At 71.4% G+C, this 16,107-nt stretch carries 24 protein-coding genes; 13 read left to right on the top strand and 11 right to left on the bottom strand.

Features of this window, described 5'->3' with window-relative positions:
- Position 1: 1 nt before the first annotated feature.
- Positions 2-241: a hypothetical protein gene (locus AAEP80_RS02640; protein ID WP_420365852.1), complete on the bottom strand. Its 240-nt coding sequence runs from the start codon at positions 239-241 to the stop codon at positions 2-4.
- A gap of 77 nt (positions 242-318) precedes the next feature.
- On the opposite strand from AAEP80_RS02640, the gene AAEP80_RS02635 reads away from it, so the two are divergent.
- From AAEP80_RS02635 to AAEP80_RS02620, 4 genes are read left to right on the top strand one after another with little or no spacing between them, the layout of a single operon-like run.
- A complete protein-coding gene (locus AAEP80_RS02635; protein ID WP_420365851.1) occupies positions 319-858 on the top strand; it encodes a histidine phosphatase family protein in 540 nt (179 codons plus the stop codon).
- Positions 855-1,601 (top strand): hypothetical protein, encoded by a 747-nt coding sequence (locus tag AAEP80_RS02630; protein WP_420365850.1) that lies wholly within the window; start codon positions 855-857, stop codon positions 1,599-1,601. The genes AAEP80_RS02635 and AAEP80_RS02630 overlap by 4 nt, the downstream gene beginning before the upstream one ends.
- 38 nt (positions 1,602-1,639) lie before the next feature.
- Complete coding sequence (locus AAEP80_RS02625) at positions 1,640-2,293, top strand: GNAT family N-acetyltransferase (RefSeq protein ID WP_420365849.1); 654 nt, start codon at positions 1,640-1,642, stop codon at positions 2,291-2,293.
- Positions 2,290-3,186, top strand: coding sequence for an aminoglycoside phosphotransferase family protein (locus AAEP80_RS02620; RefSeq protein ID WP_420365848.1), 897 nt, complete (start codon positions 2,290-2,292; stop codon positions 3,184-3,186). Before AAEP80_RS02625 ends, AAEP80_RS02620 begins: the two co-directional genes overlap by 4 nt.
- Positions 3,187-3,280: 94 nt before the next feature.
- Here AAEP80_RS02620 and AAEP80_RS02615 read toward each other — a convergent pair whose 3' ends face one another.
- Positions 3,281-4,162 (bottom strand): SMP-30/gluconolactonase/LRE family protein, encoded by an 882-nt coding sequence (locus AAEP80_RS02615; protein WP_420365847.1) that lies wholly within the window; start codon positions 4,160-4,162, stop codon positions 3,281-3,283.
- A gap of 45 nt (positions 4,163-4,207) precedes the next feature.
- Positions 4,208-5,608 carry a serine hydrolase domain-containing protein gene (locus tag AAEP80_RS02610; RefSeq protein WP_420365846.1) on the bottom strand — a complete coding sequence of 467 codons (1,401 nt, stop codon included), beginning with the start codon at positions 5,606-5,608 and terminating at the stop codon, positions 4,208-4,210.
- 100 nt (positions 5,609-5,708) lie between these two features.
- Between AAEP80_RS02610 and AAEP80_RS02605 the strand changes: the two genes are divergently transcribed.
- The gene (locus AAEP80_RS02605) at positions 5,709-6,269 is read left to right on the top strand and encodes an MOSC domain-containing protein (protein ID WP_420365845.1); all 561 of its coding nucleotides are present in this window, start codon (positions 5,709-5,711) and stop codon (positions 6,267-6,269) included.
- A 31-nt stretch (positions 6,270-6,300) separates the two neighbouring features.
- Here the strand turns inward: AAEP80_RS02605 and AAEP80_RS02600 are convergent, their stop codons facing one another.
- Positions 6,301-6,705 carry a GNAT family N-acetyltransferase gene (locus AAEP80_RS02600; RefSeq protein WP_420365844.1) on the bottom strand — a complete coding sequence of 135 codons (405 nt, stop codon included), beginning with the start codon at positions 6,703-6,705 and terminating at the stop codon, positions 6,301-6,303.
- A 179-nt stretch (positions 6,706-6,884) separates the two neighbouring features.
- The gene (locus AAEP80_RS02595; RefSeq protein WP_413600526.1) at positions 6,885-7,064 is read right to left on the bottom strand and encodes a hypothetical protein; all 180 of its coding nucleotides are present in this window, start codon (positions 7,062-7,064) and stop codon (positions 6,885-6,887) included.
- Between the two features lie 80 nt (positions 7,065-7,144).
- On the opposite strand from AAEP80_RS02595, the gene AAEP80_RS02590 reads away from it, so the two are divergent.
- On the top strand, positions 7,145-8,062 hold the full coding sequence (locus AAEP80_RS02590) for a phosphotransferase (protein ID WP_420365843.1): 918 nt from the start codon (positions 7,145-7,147) through the stop codon (positions 8,060-8,062).
- Positions 8,055-8,708: a hypothetical protein gene (locus AAEP80_RS02585; RefSeq protein ID WP_420365842.1), complete on the top strand. Its 654-nt coding sequence runs from the start codon at positions 8,055-8,057 to the stop codon at positions 8,706-8,708. The genes AAEP80_RS02590 and AAEP80_RS02585 overlap by 8 nt, the downstream gene beginning before the upstream one ends.
- Here AAEP80_RS02585 and AAEP80_RS02580 read toward each other — a convergent pair.
- Positions 8,677-9,177, bottom strand: a complete 501-nt coding sequence (locus tag AAEP80_RS02580) for a GNAT family N-acetyltransferase (protein ID WP_420365841.1) — start codon at positions 9,175-9,177, stop codon at positions 8,677-8,679. The genes AAEP80_RS02585 and AAEP80_RS02580 overlap by 32 nt on opposite strands.
- A gap of 88 nt (positions 9,178-9,265) precedes the next feature.
- Between AAEP80_RS02580 and AAEP80_RS02575 the strand changes: the two genes are divergently transcribed.
- Both AAEP80_RS02575 and pip read left to right on the top strand, forming a co-directional pair.
- A complete protein-coding gene (locus tag AAEP80_RS02575) occupies positions 9,266-9,991 on the top strand; it encodes a hypothetical protein (protein WP_420365840.1) in 726 nt (241 codons plus the stop codon).
- A gap of 68 nt (positions 9,992-10,059) precedes the next feature.
- On the top strand, positions 10,060-11,001 hold the full coding sequence (pip, locus tag AAEP80_RS02570; protein WP_420365839.1) for a prolyl aminopeptidase: 942 nt from the start codon (positions 10,060-10,062) through the stop codon (positions 10,999-11,001).
- On the opposite strand, the gene AAEP80_RS02565 is transcribed toward pip, so the two are convergent.
- Positions 10,958-12,163 carry an MFS transporter gene (locus tag AAEP80_RS02565; RefSeq protein WP_420365838.1) on the bottom strand — a complete coding sequence of 402 codons (1,206 nt, stop codon included), beginning with the start codon at positions 12,161-12,163 and terminating at the stop codon, positions 10,958-10,960. The genes pip and AAEP80_RS02565 overlap by 44 nt on opposite strands.
- Before the next feature lie 77 nt (positions 12,164-12,240).
- On the opposite strand from AAEP80_RS02565, the gene AAEP80_RS02560 reads away from it, so the two are divergent.
- A complete protein-coding gene (locus tag AAEP80_RS02560; RefSeq protein WP_420365837.1) occupies positions 12,241-12,810 on the top strand; it encodes a TetR/AcrR family transcriptional regulator in 570 nt (189 codons plus the stop codon).
- Between the two features lie 204 nt (positions 12,811-13,014).
- On the top strand, positions 13,015-13,146 hold the full coding sequence (locus AAEP80_RS02555) for a hypothetical protein (RefSeq protein ID WP_420365836.1): 132 nt from the start codon (positions 13,015-13,017) through the stop codon (positions 13,144-13,146).
- On the opposite strand, the gene AAEP80_RS02550 is transcribed toward AAEP80_RS02555, so the two are convergent.
- Entirely contained in the window at positions 13,130-13,648 is a 519-nt protein-coding gene (locus AAEP80_RS02550; protein ID WP_420365835.1) for a phosphotransferase-like protein, read from the bottom strand. The genes AAEP80_RS02555 and AAEP80_RS02550 overlap by 17 nt on opposite strands.
- Before the next feature lie 46 nt (positions 13,649-13,694).
- Here AAEP80_RS02550 and AAEP80_RS02545 point away from each other — a divergent pair, with 46 nt between their 5' ends.
- Positions 13,695-13,961 (top strand): hypothetical protein, encoded by a 267-nt coding sequence (locus AAEP80_RS02545; RefSeq protein WP_420365834.1) that lies wholly within the window; start codon positions 13,695-13,697, stop codon positions 13,959-13,961.
- 112 nt (positions 13,962-14,073) lie between these two features.
- Here AAEP80_RS02545 and AAEP80_RS02540 read toward each other — a convergent pair whose 3' ends face one another.
- Entirely contained in the window at positions 14,074-14,535 is a 462-nt protein-coding gene (locus AAEP80_RS02540) for a MarR family winged helix-turn-helix transcriptional regulator (RefSeq protein ID WP_420365833.1), read from the bottom strand.
- A gap of 62 nt (positions 14,536-14,597) precedes the next feature.
- Between AAEP80_RS02540 and AAEP80_RS02535 the strand changes: the two genes are divergently transcribed.
- Entirely contained in the window at positions 14,598-14,966 is a 369-nt protein-coding gene (locus AAEP80_RS02535; protein ID WP_420365832.1) for a VOC family protein, read from the top strand.
- A gap of 78 nt (positions 14,967-15,044) precedes the next feature.
- Here AAEP80_RS02535 and AAEP80_RS02530 read toward each other — a convergent pair whose 3' ends face one another.
- Both AAEP80_RS02530 and AAEP80_RS02525 read right to left on the bottom strand, forming a co-directional pair.
- Positions 15,045-15,482: a VOC family protein gene (locus tag AAEP80_RS02530; protein ID WP_420365831.1), complete on the bottom strand. Its 438-nt coding sequence runs from the start codon at positions 15,480-15,482 to the stop codon at positions 15,045-15,047.
- 10 nt (positions 15,483-15,492) lie between these two features.
- Positions 15,493-16,071, bottom strand: coding sequence for a TetR/AcrR family transcriptional regulator (locus AAEP80_RS02525; protein WP_420365830.1), 579 nt, complete (start codon positions 16,069-16,071; stop codon positions 15,493-15,495).
- Positions 16,072-16,107: the final 36 nt, after the last annotated feature.

The raw sequence follows: 16,107 nt of genomic DNA, 5'->3' as shown, positions 1-16,107 counted from the left end.
GTCATCGTGGCAGGGCCCGCCACGCTCGGACGATCTGCCACACGGCAACGGCGACCACGACCGCGCCGATGATCGACACCACCCAGAGACCGGGAACGCCGATCGCGGGGCCGGAGGTGCACACGCTCTCGCCGTGCCCCGGCGCGGCATCCGCACAGATGCTCACCTGGTACATCGCGAAGAAGACCACGATCAGCGTGCTGGTGATCGCAACCGCAGTCCATGCCGCCAGCCGGTTCACTGCATCCCCCGTTCGCCTGCAGCCGAGCCTGCCCCGTCTCGACACGCTTGTCGAGGGAGCCGTCCTAATGTGGAGCGGTGTCCCGAATCCATCTGCTCCGGCACGCGCAGCCGGACTACGAGGCGATCGAGGCACGCGGTCTCGACTTCCGGTCTCGGGACACCGCGGCGTTGTCGCGAGCGGGCCGACAGCAGGCGCACGAAGCCGCCGCAGTGCTCGAGCGCCTCGGACTGTCGGAGATCGTGAGCTCACCGATGACCCGCACGCTCCAGACCGCGGCGATCATCGCGCTGCGGTTACGGCTCCCGCTGACGGTCGACATCGACCTCCGCGAGTGGGAATCGGGCATCTCCCCAACGGAGACCCATGCCGGGTGGCAGCGGGCGACCCAGCAGTTCCGCGACCATCACGGAGTCCCGCAGGCCGGTGCACGCTGGGAAGGGGCCGAGCAGATCCGTGAGCGCGCAACAGCAGCGCTCGCGCGACTCCCGCGGGACGGCGCTGCGGTGCTGGTGGTCACGCACGCCTTCGTCATCGAAGCGCTCACGGGCGTCGATGGCAGGGCCGTCGGATTCTGCGAGCACGTCCCGTTCCCGGATGGCGGGCGGTCGAGATGAGCACCACCAGCGACGTCGCGCTGGCCGTGACCTGCCACGACCCGCTGGGCCGCTTCGCCCCGGGTATCGAGGACGCGGGCCGCAGCCTCTCCGAGGTGTTCGGCGCCCTGGCAGTGAACGCGACGGCAGAGACCCACCCGGCGACCATCGACGCGCTGCGGGCACTCGACCTGCCGACGTCCTTCGGCGAGCACGGTGCCGGCACGGCGCGGCAGGACGCCCTCGCGCTCGGCGTCGGGAGTGGCCTCGCCCGGGTGTTCTACTCCGACCTCGACCACGTCCTGCGCTGGCTGAGCACCGCGCGGGACGAGGTGGAGCGCTGCCTGGCCGAACGCGACCAAGACCTCCTCGTCGTCGGGCGTTCCGCAGCCGCGATGGCGGAGGCGCCGGAGCGACTCCGACGCACCGAGGAACTCGTCAACCACGTCTACGGACTGGCGAACGGACTCGAGGGCCGGTGGGATCTGATGATCGCGATGCGCCTGATGAACCGTGCGACCGCGCAGACGATCGTCACGCACAGCCGCGAGACCTCGATCGCGAGTGACGTCACGTGGCCGATGCTCGTGGCCGCGCGAGGCGGGACCGTGGGTGCGTTCCACGGTGACGCCATCCGGTTCCGGGCGCGAGACGACTTCGGGCAGGACGTCGATCGGCGTGACGGTGATCCCCGCGAGTGGCACCAGCGCATGGTGACGGCGACCGCTCACGTGACGGCGATCGTGGAGTTCGACCGAACCTGACCCGTGATCCGACGGGGGCCACGTTAGCCTTCGTCGGTATGGGGATCGACGACGTCTGGCCGCTGTTCGCACTCGAGATCAGGACGCCGCGGCTCACCCTCCGCCCGATCCGCGACGAGGACCTCCCCGCGCTGGCGCTCGCCGCACTGCAGGGCATCCACGACGCGGACCGCATGCCGTTCGGTGTGCCGTGGACGGATGCTGCCCCCGAGGAGATCCCCCGGAACCTCGCGATGTACCAGTGGAGTCTCCGTCAGGTGTCGCCCGAGAACTGGTCGATCGCGTTCGGGGTCCACGTCGACGGAGCACTCGTCGGCGTGCAGGACCTCAGCGCTCGCGGTTTCGCCGATCGCCGGACCGTCGGCTCCGGCTCGTGGCTGACGGCGTCCGCGCACGGCCGGGGGTTCGGAACGGAGATGCGTGCCGGCCTGCTGCTCTTCGCGTTCGACGTGCTCGGTGCGGAGTGGGCGGAATCGAGCGCGGCGTCCTGGAACGAGCGGTCACTGGCGGTCTCCCGCTCGCTCGGCTACGAACCGAACGGTGTGACGCGCGTGGCACCTCGCCCCGGTGAGCCGGTCGACGAGGTGCGCGTCCGGCTCGATCGGCGGCGGTTCCGACGCCCGGACTGGCGGGCCACGGTCCACGGCGCGGATGCCGCTCTCGCACAGCTCGGGATCGCGGGTCCCGGATGATCGACGTCCCCGACGGCCTGACCCGTGCGACGACGAGCCGCGAAGGAGCGGCCGGGACCGCCTGGCTCGCCGAGCTGCCGGCCATCGTCTCGCGGCTGCTCGACGAGTGGGGCTGCGAGCTCGACGGTGCCCCGACCCACGGCGAGGTCGCCGTCGTCCTGCCGGTTCGTCAGGGCGATGTGCCAGCAGCGCTGAAGGTCTCGTTCCCGCACCCGGGCAACCGCAGCGAGCCACATGCGCTCCGCAGCTTCGCTGGCGACGGCGCGGTCCGGCTCCTCGACGCCGACGAGGACGTCTTCGCACTGCTCCTGGAACGGGCCGGGCCGCAGTCGCTCGACAGTGTCGCGACGGCCGAGGAAGCGATCGACATCGCGGGCGACCTCGCTCGCCGGCTCGCGGTCCCGGCACCGGCGGGCACGCCGGCGCTCGCCGACACGACCGAGGGTTGGGCGGCCGAGCTCGATCAGCAGGTCGCCGCACTTCCCGACGCCCTGCCGACGACGGTGGTCGAGCGTGCGAGGAGCACCATCCGCGAACTGGCGACCGAGTCGACGCCCACGATGCTGCACGGCGACCTGCACTTCGGCAACGTGCTGGGCGCGGAGCGGCAGCCGTGGTTGGTAATCGACCCGAAGGGCTGGCGCGGCACGGCTGCGTACGACGCGTTCACCGTCGCCGCGGGCAAGCGGGAGGCGCTGCTGGACGCGGCCGACCCGGAGCGTGCGTTCCGCGATCGGATCCGGCGCTTCGCGGCTGCCGCCGACGTCGACGCCGGACTCGCGCTCGCCTGCGTGCAGGCACGCGCGACCAGCTCCTACCTGTACCAGCGGCTCCACTCCGGCGACTCGTTCGCCCTCGAGCTCCTCCGCCGCGTCGCGCACCTGGACGGGTGACCGGCCCGACCACGCACCGGACGGGAGGCACGGTGCGGGCCCGCCACGAGCCTCCCGTCCGTCCGTGGCCGGCACCGGAGCGCCGGCCGGACCGTCAGTGGCCGGCTGCCTGGCCCGGCACCGCGACGCGGACGGCGCTGATGCGCCCGGCCCGCGTCCGCGCGGTCGTGGCCGGGTCGTAGCTGTCCGCGGTCGCGAGGTAGAGCGTCCGCCCGTCCTGACCGCCGAGGGCGCAGTCGATCGCGCACCGACCCGGGGCATCGATGCGGTCGGTGACCTCGCCGCCTTCGAGGACGCGGAGGAACTCACCGGTGTCGACCGAGCAGACCCAGATCGCCCCCTCGGCGTCGACCGTGCTGCCGTCGGGGGTCACACCATCGGGCAGCGCCGCCCACTCGCGCCGGCCGCTCAGTGACCCGTCGGGTGCGATGTCGAACGCGGTCAGGCGGTGCGCCCACGTCTCGCTGACGACCAACGTCCGCGTGCCAGGGAGGACGTTCGCGCTGTTCGGGAAGACGAAGCCATCGGCTGCCAGGCGGACGGAGCCGTCCTGCTCGATGACGTACAGGGGCCCCGGGCGCAGTTCCTCGCCGCCGTAGAGGTCGTAGCCGAACGCGCCGATGTAGGTCCGGCCGGTGACTTCGTCGACGACCAGGTCGTTGACGAGCGACGACTCGACCGCTGACAGGTCGGCGAACACCGACGTGGTCCCGTCGTGCTCGACGGCCACGACCGTGCGGGACTCCATCGCGCTGACGATCAGCCGCCCGTCGGCGAGCCACCCGAGTCCCGACGACTGGCCGTCGACGGTGGCCTCGAGCCGTGGTCCGGCATCCGTGTCAGAGTCCGGGTCGATCGAGAAGACCTCGCCGGTGTGCATGTCAGAGAACCACAGCCGTCCGTCGTGCCAGCGGTTGCCCTCGGGGAAGCGGATGCCGGTGACGACGTCGGTCGCGGAGTCGAGCGTGGTGTGCACGGTCCCAGCCTGCCAGTCGGAGCGTGGCCGGCAGGCAGACCGCGCTCAGGCCCGCCGCTCGGCGATCCGCGCCTTCGCGAGCAGCCGGAACCTGCCGTGCTCGTCGGGCTCGAGGAACTCGACGTCGCCGACGAGCTGTTCGTCCGCGACCAGTCCGAGTGTGTCGGCGTGAAGCGGACGGAGCTCGTACCTCGAGACGGTGGTCGTCGCCCCGGCAGCGCGGTACATGGCAGCGCCCTCGCGCACCGGTTCCTCGGTGAGCCAGAGCCGCCCATCAGCATCGCGGGTGACCTCGGACTCGGTCTGCCGGGTGGCGTAGCGACCGAGGTACGGCGTCGCGTCGGGGACCAGGCGTGTCGGCCCCGGGGCGGGCGGAGGCGGGGTCGGACGGATGTCGGCGAACTCGGCGAACACCGGGTCCAGCAACTCGCGCGCGAGCTGCCCTCCAGCGTCGGCGTTCGTGACGACGGCAGCGGCCACCGACCCGTCCTCTGCGATGGCCAGCTGGGTGGCCACGCCGGGGGCGCCGCCACCGTGCTCGGCGATGCCCGGCCGGAGCAGGGCCCAGCCCAGCGACTGGAACGACGGCACCGGGCCGATGCCGCGGATCGGTACCTCGGGTCGGAGCATCATCGCGGTCGACGTCCCCGAGAGCACCTGCTGCCCGGTCGGGCCCACCCCGCCGGCCAGGAAGAGCCGTCCGAGGGCGAGGAGGCCCGGCGCGGACATGGCGAGCTGGTTGCCGGCGGCCGGGTTCGACGGCGGCATGAGTACCCACTCGCGGGACGGACCGAGCTCGCCCGTGTCCGATCCGTGGACGTGGGGGATCGCTGTCCCGTACGCCAGGGCCTGGCTTGCTGAGAAGGCGACGTCCTCGATGCCGAGGGGCTCGAGCAGGAACCGCCGGAGTGCCTGCTCGTACGTCGTGCCCCGCGTGACCTCGACCAGCCGCCCGAGCGTGCCGTAACCGGCGTTGCAGTAGGCCCACCGCTGCCCCGGCGCACTGTGCTGCGGAGCGTGGCGCACCAGGTCGCGGACGAAGCGGTCGAGCGCGTCCGGGCCGTCGGTCGTGGGCTGCCAGAGGTCGCCCTCGAAGCCGCCGGTGTGGGTCAGGAGGTGCCGGACGGTGATCCCGGCGCTGACCGCCTCGTCGGCCGTGCGGAACTCCGGCAGGTACGTCCGGACCGGTTCGTCGAGCTGGACGAGCCCGTCGTCGACGAGCTGCAGCACGAGGGTCGCGGTGAACACCTTCGTGATCGACTGGATCTGGAACAGCGAAGCAGGGGTGACCGGGGTTCCGGTGCGGGTGTTCAGCACGCCGGAGGCCGCTTCGACGACGTCGGACCCCACCGCGATCGCCACGGAAGCGCCCGGGACGCCGTGCTGCTCACGGAGCCGGGTGAGCTCGGACTGGATGCGTTCCTGCAGCGCTGCAGTGGTGGTCATGCATCCACCATGCCCCTACCAGCGGAGTGCGTCGAGGTGACCGGATCGCAGTGCAACCCTGGGGGTCGCGCGATCACGTGCAGTCCGAGAGGATCGAGCCATGAGCGGGGAACTCGAGGACGAAGCAAGGGTGGTCGCGGTGAGTCGCGACGGAGAGCATCGGTTCAGCAAGCCGGTGGTGGACGAGGTCACGCTCGTTGCGGGGTGGGGCATCGAGGGCGACGCGCACGCCGGCACGACCGTGCAGCACCGCTCCCGGGTGGCACGGGACCCGTCGCAACCGAACCTGCGTCCGGTGCACCTGATCCACGCCGAGCTGTTCGACGAGGTCGCTGGATCCGGGTACACGGTCGAGCCGGGGCAGATGGGCGAGAACGTCACGACCCGCGGGGTCGACCTGCTCGGGCTGCCGACCGGCACGCTGCTCCACCTCGGCGACGATGCGTGCGTCCGGGTCACCGGGCTGCGGAACCCGTGCCAGCAGATCAACGACTTCGAGCCGGGTCTCCTCCGCGAGGTGCTCGGCCGAGCGGAGGACGGTTCGGTCGAACGCAAGGGCGGCGTCATGAGCGTCGTCGTGACCGGCGGGACCGTCCGACCGGGAGACCGCATCCGGGTCGAGCTCCCGGCGGGTGAGCAACAGCCGCTCGTCCCCGTCTGACCACGCGACCGCTGCCATCGCTCCCGCCCCGTCAGCGGAGGTGGACGAGGCCCGCCCGGGTCGGAGCGAACCCGCACGCGTCCTCGTAGAACGGGGCCATGTCGGCGCTGTAGTCGACGAAGAGCCACTCGCACCCGGCAGCGCGCGTCTCGGCCACCGCGTGCCGGACGACCGCGGTGCCGAGTCCCTGGTGCTGGTGCGACGGGTGGGTCTTCGTGTCGATGAGGAACGCGTGGTCGCCGCCGTCCCACGCGACGTTGACGAAGCCCACGAGCGTTCCGTCGGGCGTTCGAGCAGCGACCCAGCCGAGCGAGTGCGGTCGGACGCGGTCCCACCACCCGGCCTCGGGGGTCCCACCGTGCGCGGCGGTGAGTTCCACGAGCTCCCTGTCCTCGACGGGGGTCCGCCAGCCGAGTGTCACGTCGTCGTGCGTCATCGACACAGCATGCCGGAACGGAGCACGCGACGCTCGGCGACCGGGGGTTCGGAACGGGCCGTGACCGATCTGGTTCCCGAAACCCGGGTTCCGGGTACCGGATCAGTCACCGACGGATTCGAACCTGCCACCTCGTGGGCGGGTGACCATCGGGGTGCCCCGCGCGACCAGACGGTTGTTCAGCGGGTGGGCCGTGCTCGCTGTCGACGCATGCGGACGAGCATCGCGATCAGCGCGGCGCCGATCAGGAGCGGGATCCACACGGACCCGGATGCGATGGGTGCGACGATCAGCCCGAGGACGACGCAGATGCCTGCGCATGCCGCGATGACGATCTCACTCACAGTCCACTTCCCCATGTGTTCCCCCTGTCGTTGCGCTCGACCCTACGTCGGACACGGGCAGACGTCACCCCCAAGCACCGGGCCATGATGGGTCCGTGTCCAACGAAGCGGTCGGCGAGCCCTGGTTCGGTGCGGTCCTGGGGGCGGTCGGTGCCACGACGCAGCACGTGGCCCCGCTCGCGGGCGGTTCGGTCAACCACACCCTCCGGGTGGAACGAGTCGATGCGTCTCCGATCGTCCTGCGTTTCCCCGTCGATCCGCTCCGCGAGGACGAGTTCCCCGTCGAGGCGTGGGCTGCGGCGCAAGCGGCGCAGGTCGGCATCCCGGTTGCGGCACCCGTCCTGCACGGCGTCGAGGCCGGCATCCCGTTCGCGATCTCGGAGTACGTCGAGCCCGATCCGCGTCCGATCGAGCAGCCGTGGGCGTGGCTCGGTCGATACGCGGTGGCGGTCGGCACGATCCCGCTCGACAGGGCGCCGGTGTCGCTGTACTCCCGGTTTGGGCCTGACCTACGCCAGGCCTGGGCGGCGCACCTGGACTACAACCTCGCCGCACTCGTCGAGGAGGACCCCCTCCGACGAGACGGCGCGTACGCAGCGGCCGTGGACGTCCGATCACTGCTCGAACCGCTGACCCGCGAGGAGGTCCAGTTCGGGCTCGCGCACGGGGACCTCGCCCCGCGGAACCTCATCTCGCGCGGTCCCGACGCGCCGCCCGTGCTCATCGACTGGGGTGCCGCCGAGACCGGCCCGACGCCGTGGACGGACGCGCGACGAGTGTTCCGGTGGGCCTTCGTCGACGGGTCCATCACCCGTCAGGAGTACGACGCGTTCGTCGCCAGCGCCGGACTCGGGTCGGATGCTGCTCGACGGACGCTGGCCGCGATGACGGCACTGCACCTCGTCGACGTCACGCGGTGGGCCCGCGACCAGCGTCCGGACCTGTACGACGAGTACCTCTCGCAGTGTCGCGCCGGGCTCGGGCGCATCCGGGAGGAGGTCGGACGTGGGTGACGGACTCGAGCACGACGAACTCGTGCGTCTCTACGGCCCGTGGCGTCCGCGCACTCCTGCGGACGTCGCAGCGCTCTTCGCGGGTTTCCCCGGCATCTGGTGGATCGCCGGCGGATGGGCGATCGAGACCTTCACGGGTCGCAGTCGACCGCACGGCGACATCGACCGGAGCATCGCCCGCTCCGACCTGCCCCTGCTTCGCGCGCACCTCGCGGGCCGGATGGACGTCTGGGCAGCCGATCAGGGAGCCCTGCGGCCGTTGGTCGACGAGACGGACGCCCTGTCCGAGACCTGCGGCAACCTCTGGCTCCGTCCGAGTGGGTCGGACCCGTGGGAGTACGACGTCCTCCTGATGGACATCGACTCCGGGAAGTGGGGCTACAAGCGAGACCGGAGCATCACGCTGCCGGTGTCGGAGCTCCTCTGGGAGCGCGACGGGATCAGCTACCTCCGGCCAGAGGTCCAGCTCCTCCACAAGGCGCCTGGACTCCGGCCGCAGGACCAGCAGGACTTCGACGCCTGCCTGCCGCTCCTGAGCGAGGCCGCCGCGGCATGGCTGCGCAGCGCTCTGGAACGGGCGCATCCAGGGCACCCCTGGATCCACGCGCTCGCACTCACCCCACCGCGAGCTCCCAGAAGCGGGTGACGCTCGTCAGGTGGTCGTATCGGTACGGCTTCTGCTCGCCGGTCAGCCTGTAGCCCAGAGCGCGGAGGAACGGAGCGGCCTCGCGCCCGACGCTGTCGACGACCCCGACCCGCACCACGGAGACACCCGCAGTTCGGGGGTCCGAAAGCAGAGCATCGTGGAGGGTACGGCCGTGTCCACGCCTCCGGCGATCGCTCCGGACGATGAGCAGGCCGAGGTAGGCGGTGCGGGGATCCAGGTAGCCGAACAGGACGTCGGCGAACGCGGTCAGCTCCCCGTCGACCCAGAGCCCGACGCCCCGTTTGCCCGCCGGGTCGTACCCGGGAGGGACTGCGATGAGGGCGCTCAGCGCATCCGACGGTCCCGGCGGGTAGCCGGTGACCTGCTCGGAGTGGTCCGGGGTCGCCTCGAGCAACGCCTGGAGGGCGTCGACGTCGGAGCTGTCGAGCGCGCGGATGTCGGACGGCATGGTGGACCGGAGTGTGCACCCCGGGCTGACGCCGCGCCTCCCGAACGAGGGCGTGAGAGAACCTCGACCCCTCCCGTACGCTCAGCTCATGGGTTCCGAGGCCGCTGACGTCCCAGCGCCGTCGGCACGTCGCGACCTGACCGACGTCCTCGTCCCCGTGGTCGCCGTCCTCGTGGCCGTCGTCGCCACTGCAGCGTCCCCGGACCCGGTCGCCGAGCCGTTCACGCCGTCGGTCTTCCCCCTGGCGACGCAGCGGCTCCTCGCCGTGTGGATCCCGCTGCTCGTCGCCGGCGCCTGGCTCCTCCGTGGTCGACGGTTCCGGTCGGCGCTCAGGGGGCTCCGCATCGGCTTCCCCGAGGTCGTCGCCGCCCTCGCCGCAGTCGTCCTCTGCCGCGTCGTCGAGGCGGCGTCGCAGGTGCTGCTCGGCGATCCACCCGAGATGGTGCTGGCGTTCGTGCCGTCGCGCGCTGAGCTCGCCGTGCTCGCGGCGGTCGGCCTCCTGGCCTTCGTCCTCGGACCGCTCTTCGTCGCCACGATGGTGCACGGCGTGTTCCAGCAGCGGCTGGCCGCCCTGCTGTCCCGCCGACTGCGTGTCCTGACCGTCGTCGTCCCGGCGCTCGTCGTCGTCGTCCTCGAGGTGGGCACCGCCTGGATCGCGGGCATCGCGCCCGCTGCATCGGGCGCCGTGGTCACCGCCGCCGTGCTCGCCCTGCTCGCCGGCATGCTCGCCGCCGTGACCGGTCGGATCGGTGTGGCCGCCGCCACCTACCTGCTCTGGAACGTGACGTGCGTCTTCCAGGTCCCGTTCGCCTGAGACCGACGAACTCGCGGTGAGCCGGGCCACGAACGACGGTGCCGCCCCGGCCGCCCTAGGCTGCCGGGATGCACCCGGAACTGGAACCCTTCGACTCGGGGACCCTCGAGCGCCCGGACGGCAACCGGATTCACTGGGAGACCTCGGGGAATCCCACGGGGCGTCCGGCCCTCTACCTGCACGGCGGTCCCGGTTCGGGCCTGGGAGCCGGAGGCTACCGTCGGCGGTTCGACCCCGCGCAGCACCTGATCGTCGGACTCGATCAGCGTGGCTGTGGGCGGAGCACCCCGTGGGCGATCGACGGTCTCGACGCGCTCGACACGAACACGACGCAGACGGTGATCGCGGACATCGAGGCGCTTCGGGAACGGCTCGGCATCGAGTCCTGGCTCGTGCACGGCGTCTCGTGGGGCAGCACCCTCGCCCTGGCGTACGCCCTCGCGCACCCGGACCGCGTCACCGAGATCGTGCTCGTGGCGGTCACGACCGGCGCCCGTCGGGAGCTGGACTGGATCACCGAGGGCGTCGGCGCGCTGTTCCCGGAGGCGTGGTCGGCGTTCGCCGCCGGTGTCCCGGACGGCGTTCGCGTGGTCGAGCACTACGCCGGGCTGCTCCGCGACCCGGACCCCGCGGTGCGTGTCGCTGCTGCCGAACGGTGGGACGAGTGGGAAGCGACGCACATCTCGTTCGACCTCGGATCGCCTGTGGGCCCTTTGCACCCGGACGCGCGCCACCGGCAGGACTTCGCGACCCTCGTCACGCACTACTGGGCGAACGACTGCTTCCTCGGCCCGGACGAGATCCTGTCGCGCGCGGGTGAACTCGCGGGCATCCCCGGTGTCCTCATCCACGGTCGTCGGGACGTCAGCGGTCCTGTGGTCACCCCGTGGGAACTGCACCGGGCGTGGCCGGGAAGCCGCCTGGAGGTCGTGGAGGACGAGGGGCACGGCGGGCCGACCGAGATGCTCATCGCGCAGCGGGCGATCGACTCGTTCGCGGCCCGGCGATGACCGCGACCAGGACCAGGACGACGACGAACGCCCCGTACGCGAGCACGGTGGGCTCGAGCCCGACCGCCGCGGTGGCGAGGCCGGCCGCGAGCGCCGGCACGCTGAACGCCGCGTAGCTGACGATGTACATCGTCGCGAACACCTGGCCGCGCTGGTCCTGGGGAGCAGCCGCGCCGAGCGTCGTGACGGCGTACTGGAACGTGCTGCCGAAGCCCAGCCCGGCGATCGCGGACCCCACGACGTAGATCGGCAGGGCTGTCGCCATGACCGCCACGAGCATGACCACCACGCCGCCGGCGAGCGTCCCGTACCCGAACCACTGCCGGGTCGACGGCGGCAGGACCGTCGAGACCGCGCCGCCGATCGTCCCCGCGACGAAGAACGCCCCGAGCACCAGCCCCACGACGAAGTGATTGTGCACCCCGAGCAGCGTGCCGATGACCGACGACCCGAGTGACAACGACAGGCCGGACAGCGCCCAGGTCGCGACGATCGACGGGACGAGCGCGAGGAACGCCGGACGGACGACGGACGGCAGCGCCGCGCTCGGCAGGAGTGCGCGCCAGAGCGGTCCCTGATCGGTCGCCGCCGGTCGGCTGCGCTCCGGGACCCACCACACGAGCACGGCGAGGAGCAGGTACGCGGCCGCGAGGACCCAGAACACGAGCTGGCGCGGGAACGGCGCGAACTCGACGAGTGCTCCTGCCAGGACCGCGCCGATCGTGATGCCGAGCGACGGGACGGCGCTGCTGACGATCGACCCTCGCCGCGGGTCCTTGGCGGCGTCGAGGATCATCGCCGTGACCGTGCCGGTCGCCGCGCCCACCGCGAACCCCTGCACGACCCGGGCGACGACGAGCCCGCCGGTCCCGCCGGCGACCACGAAGAGCAGCATGCCGAGCGCGAGCAGCACCATCGCCCCGGACGCCACGGGTCGACGTCCGATCCGGTCGGAGAGCGACCCCACCGTGAGCAGGGCCACGAGGAGTGCTCCGACGTAGACGGCGAAGACCACCGTCAGCGTGAACGCCGAGAACCCGAAGAGCCGCTGGTACACGGGGTAGAGCGGCGACGGAGCTGAGGCGGCCGTCAGGGTCGCAGCACCGGTGGCCCCGGCGACCAGGAACGCGACCGGGCGAGGGAACACCATGGAGTCCTCCATCAAAAGCAATGAACTTTGCTTTTGGGAGAGTAGCCCGCACGGTTCCGGAAAGCAAAGAACTTTGCGATAGTTAGACCATGTCCGCGACGTCGACGACCAGGCCAGGCGGGCGGAGCAGCCGCGTGCTCTCCGCCGTCTACTCGGCCGTCGGCGCGCTCGTGGGCGAGGGCGCCGAGCGCATCACGTTCCCCGTCATCGCCGAGCGAGCGGGCGTCAACCCGACGACGCTCTACCGACGGTGGGGTGACGTCGACGAACTCCTCGAGGAGGTCGCGGTCGCGGCCCTCACCCGCGACGGCGACGAGCTCCCGGACACGGGCACCCTCGCAGGCGACCTGACCGAGTGGGCGCTGATCGTCACGCGCGACATCACCCGGCCGGAGCGCGCTCGGTACCTCCGGGCGATGGTGGCCGCCCGTCAGGACGTCGTCGCGCACTGCGAGGTGACCGACACCCGTCTCGAGCAGGCATCGGCGCTCATCCGCCGCGCCGACGACCGGGACGAGGCCGTCCCGACAGCCGAGCAGGTCCTCGACCACGTGATCGCGCCGCTGTACTACCGCGTCGCCTTCGCCCTGCCGGTCGACGAGGAGCGCCCGCGGCGCTTGGTCCGCGACGTCCTCAGCATGATCGCGCCGATCCGGTAGTCGCCACCCGCCGGACGGGAGGCTCGGTGCGGGCCCGACCCGTGCCTCCCGTCCGATCCTGGCGACTCCACGGCCGGAACCGGCCATCGGGGTCGGCCCGCTTGCCAGCATCCCGGATCACCATCACGCACGGCGCGCCCCGCGTCGGGAATGCCGCGTCGCTCCCCGGTGTCGTACTCGTCACCCCATGCGAAGGAGCAACCGATGAGCCACGAACTCGACCGGACGAACACCACCCTCGACGACCGCGACTGCTGGCCAGCCCAGCGTGCGCTGCGTGACGAGCCGAAGCCCCGCTTCGGCCGCTACCTGGGCCTGATCAACTCCGGCGACTGAGCAGCAGCCGCCCGGCGATGCGCTCGACGCTCGCCTCCGTCGGCTCCGCGCTCGTGTCGATCTCGATGTCCAGCGGGACGTTGTCGTTCGCCGCTGCGGCCCCCGACCTCGCCCACCCCAGGTCCGACCCGGGTCGTGCCGCGGCGCGGGTCGGGAGGCCGTCTGGGTCGGTCCGAACGCCGACGAAGAACGCTCCCCGCTCGAGGCAGAGTTCGAGACACTCCCAGAAGTGCCCCGTCTCGGGGAAGGGCAGGGCGCCGTCGAGGACCACGTCGTACCCTGCGTCGAGCCACGTGAACGCGGCCAGGTGGAGCGTGCGCGCGAACCGTGGTGGGTCGAAGTCGTCCGAGGAACCGAGGGTCGGCGCGGCGGTGTCCGCTTCGACCAACACCCAGTCGTGACCGAGCCGTTCGACGAGTGCGCGGGCGAGGGTCGACTTCCCCGCGAGGCTCCCGCCCGACACGACGACGAGTGAGCCGGGTGTCCGTCGCTGGAGATCCACGCTCCCCACCGTACGTGTCCGGTGCGCGAGCTGGTTGACTCGGCCAATGCTCGATGAACGACCCAAACCCAGGCGCTCGCCGTGGGTGGTGGTGCTGACCTGCGCCGTGGTCGTCCTCTGGACCGTCGCCGTCGCGCTCCCGACGTGGATGCTCGTGGTGATCGCACAGCTGCCCGGCGAGGATTCCGCGCGGACGCAACGGTCGATCGTGATCGCGCTCGGAGCGTTCCTGTCCATCGCGATCCCCGCGATCGGGGCATCCGCTGGCCTGTTCGCCCTCCGGCGGCACCGCCGGTCCGACCCTTCGGCGTAGCGGCCCGACCGAAGGACATCCGCGTGCGCTCCTGACGAATCCGGTTCCGCGCACCCGCGTTTCGGGAAACGGATTCGTCATCGGAGAATCCGAACGTCCGTCCCCGCGAGCGTCACCCGCCTGGCTGCTCGTCGTCCCGCAGTGAGCGGATCATGCTCCGCAGGCTCCGGAACGCGACCGCCCGGTCGTCCGTCGACATCCCGGTGAGCATCCGGTCCTCGACCGACCGCACGGCGGCGCTCGCGTGCTCGAGCAGGTCCCGACCGGATGGGGTGAGCTGTGTCGGGAGCGCCTTCCCCACCGGGGGTGCCGCTGGGCGGGTCACCAGGCCGTCGCGCTCGAACGCCTGCAGCAGCACGTTCATCGACTGCCGGGTGACGAACGCTCCCCGTGCGAGGTCGGAGTTCGACAGACCGGGTCGCTGCGCGAGCAGTTCCAGGCACGAGTACTGCGTGACCGTCAGCCCGAGCGGGCGCAGCACCGACTCCATCGCGGCGCGCAGAGCACTCGCCGCCTCTTTCAGCAGGTACCCGAGCGAGGTCTCGAGGTCGATGCCGACCGGGTCTTGACTCATGTCAGTAGTCTGACATAGGTTGGTACGTGTCAGAAGACTGACACACCATGAAGGAGCACCACATGCCCGTCACCGGCCCCGACTTCATCAACCTCCAGGCGACCGACCTCGCCGCATCCCAGGCGTTCTACGAGCAGTACCTCGGCCTGGTCCGCTCGCAGGCCGGCCCGCCGCACGCCGTCGTCTTCGAGACGACGCCGATCGCGTTCGCGCTCCGCGACGTCATCCCGGGTACGGACATCGCCGGCACCCCGCAGCCCGGCATCGGCGCCGCGATCTGGCTGCACGCCACCGGGGTCCAGGAGATCCACGACGCCCTCGTCGCCGACGGACACACCATCGTCTCGGCGCCGATCGACGGCCCGTTCGGCCGCACGTTCACGTTCGCCGACCCCGACGGCTACCAGATCACGCTGCACGACAAGGCCTGATCCGTGTACTCGCCCAGCGCCGGACTGGAGGCTCGGTGCCGGGCCGACCCGTGCCTCCCGTCCGGTGGCCAGCCGCGGTCAGCCCTTGCGGAGATCCTGCGCGAGCATCACGATGATCCCGCTCGGCCCGCGCAGGTACGTGAGCAGGTACACGTCCTGGTGGTTCGCGACGCCGCGAAGCGGTGTGCAGCCGTGGCGCGCGGCGATGGCCAGCGACTCGTGGAGGTCGTCCACCTGGAACGCGACGCGGTGCATGCCGATCTCGTTCGGCAGGGTCGGCTCGGTCTCGATCGCGTCGGGGTGGACGTACTCGAACAGCTCGATGTGGCCGTGTCCGTCCGGGGTCTCGAGCATCGCGATCTTCGCGTGGTTTCCGTCGAGCCCCACGGCGGTGTCGGCCCAGGCGCCACTGATCTCGTCCCGACCGACCTCGGTGAGGCCCAGGTCGGTGAAGAACGCCATCGTGGCCTCGAGGTCACGGACGGCGATGCCGATGTTCTCGAACGCGATGCCCATGGCCTGCAGGCTAGCCGAGGGTTGCGGCCGCTTCCCGGAGCTCCGACAGGGCGGTCAGGGTGTGGTGGTCGAGGCGGTCGTCGTCCGAGCGGTCCCCGCCGGACCAGCGATCGAACCCCTGCTTGAACGCGAGCACCCCCATCTCGCTGGCGAGGCGAGCGGGCGCTGTGCCGACACCGCGCGCGACGAGCGCCTCGGTCATCGCGGCCGCCATCCCGACGCTCTTCAGGGCATCCCGTTCCTGGAGTTCGGCGCTCGCGGCGACGGCGGCCTTGAGTCGCGGTCCGAGTTCGCGGTTCATCGGGCCCATCTCGTCCGATGCCCGCTGGAGCCCGGCAGCCACGGCGTCGAGCGGCGTCGCGTCGGCGGGGGCTTCGGCGATGCCCGACGCGAGCAGCCGGCTCAGCGTCTCCTGCCCGGCGACCAGGAGTTCGCGCTTGTCGGGGAAGTGCCGGAAGAACGTGCTCTTCGTCACACCGGCGCGCTCGGCGATCTGCGTGACCGTCGTCTCGTCGTAGCCCAGCTCGGAGAACAGGTCGACCGCGGCCAGGACCAGTCGTTCCCGAGCACCGGGTTCCCATCGCGCCATGGGACGATCATACTGACGGGACAATCGTCCCGTCGC

Source organism: Curtobacterium sp. L3-7, assembly GCF_048756585.1.
GTDB lineage: Bacteria > Actinomycetota > Actinomycetes > Actinomycetales > Microbacteriaceae > Curtobacterium.
Note: the sequence above shows the minus strand (reverse complement) of the source record. Positions and strands in the feature narration are given on the sequence as shown.

Excerpts from the sequence above, each read along its gene's own strand:
- AAEP80_RS02630 (WP_420365850.1), top strand. The coding sequence starts at position 855 with ATGAGCACCACCAGCGACGTCGCGCTGGCCGTGACCTGCCACGACCCG.
- AAEP80_RS02625 (WP_420365849.1), top strand. The coding sequence starts at position 1,640 with ATGGGGATCGACGACGTCTGGCCGCTGTTCGCACTCGAGATCAGGACG.
- AAEP80_RS02620 (WP_420365848.1), top strand. The coding sequence starts at position 2,290 with ATGATCGACGTCCCCGACGGCCTGACCCGTGCGACGACGAGCCGCGAA.
- AAEP80_RS02610 (WP_420365846.1), bottom strand. The coding sequence starts at position 5,608 with ATGACCACCACTGCAGCGCTGCAGGAACGCATCCAGTCCGAGCTCACC.
- AAEP80_RS02605 (WP_420365845.1), top strand. The coding sequence starts at position 5,709 with ATGAGCGGGGAACTCGAGGACGAAGCAAGGGTGGTCGCGGTGAGTCGC.
- AAEP80_RS02600 (WP_420365844.1), bottom strand. The coding sequence starts at position 6,705 with ATGACGCACGACGACGTGACACTCGGCTGGCGGACCCCCGTCGAGGAC.
- AAEP80_RS02595 (WP_413600526.1), bottom strand. The coding sequence starts at position 7,064 with ATGGGGAAGTGGACTGTGAGTGAGATCGTCATCGCGGCATGCGCAGGC.
- AAEP80_RS02580 (WP_420365841.1), bottom strand. The coding sequence starts at position 9,177 with ATGCCGTCCGACATCCGCGCGCTCGACAGCTCCGACGTCGACGCCCTC.
- AAEP80_RS02575 (WP_420365840.1), top strand. The coding sequence starts at position 9,266 with ATGGGTTCCGAGGCCGCTGACGTCCCAGCGCCGTCGGCACGTCGCGAC.
- pip (WP_420365839.1), top strand. The coding sequence starts at position 10,060 with ATGCACCCGGAACTGGAACCCTTCGACTCGGGGACCCTCGAGCGCCCG.
- AAEP80_RS02565 (WP_420365838.1), bottom strand. The coding sequence starts at position 12,163 with ATGGAGGACTCCATGGTGTTCCCTCGCCCGGTCGCGTTCCTGGTCGCC.
- AAEP80_RS02560 (WP_420365837.1), top strand. The coding sequence starts at position 12,241 with ATGTCCGCGACGTCGACGACCAGGCCAGGCGGGCGGAGCAGCCGCGTG.
- AAEP80_RS02555 (WP_420365836.1), top strand. The coding sequence starts at position 13,015 with ATGAGCCACGAACTCGACCGGACGAACACCACCCTCGACGACCGCGAC.
- AAEP80_RS02545 (WP_420365834.1), top strand. The coding sequence starts at position 13,695 with ATGCTCGATGAACGACCCAAACCCAGGCGCTCGCCGTGGGTGGTGGTG.
- AAEP80_RS02540 (WP_420365833.1), bottom strand. The coding sequence starts at position 14,535 with ATGAGTCAAGACCCGGTCGGCATCGACCTCGAGACCTCGCTCGGGTAC.
- AAEP80_RS02535 (WP_420365832.1), top strand. The coding sequence starts at position 14,598 with ATGCCCGTCACCGGCCCCGACTTCATCAACCTCCAGGCGACCGACCTC.
- AAEP80_RS02530 (WP_420365831.1), bottom strand. The coding sequence starts at position 15,482 with ATGGGCATCGCGTTCGAGAACATCGGCATCGCCGTCCGTGACCTCGAG.
- AAEP80_RS02525 (WP_420365830.1), bottom strand. The coding sequence starts at position 16,071 with ATGGCGCGATGGGAACCCGGTGCTCGGGAACGACTGGTCCTGGCCGCG.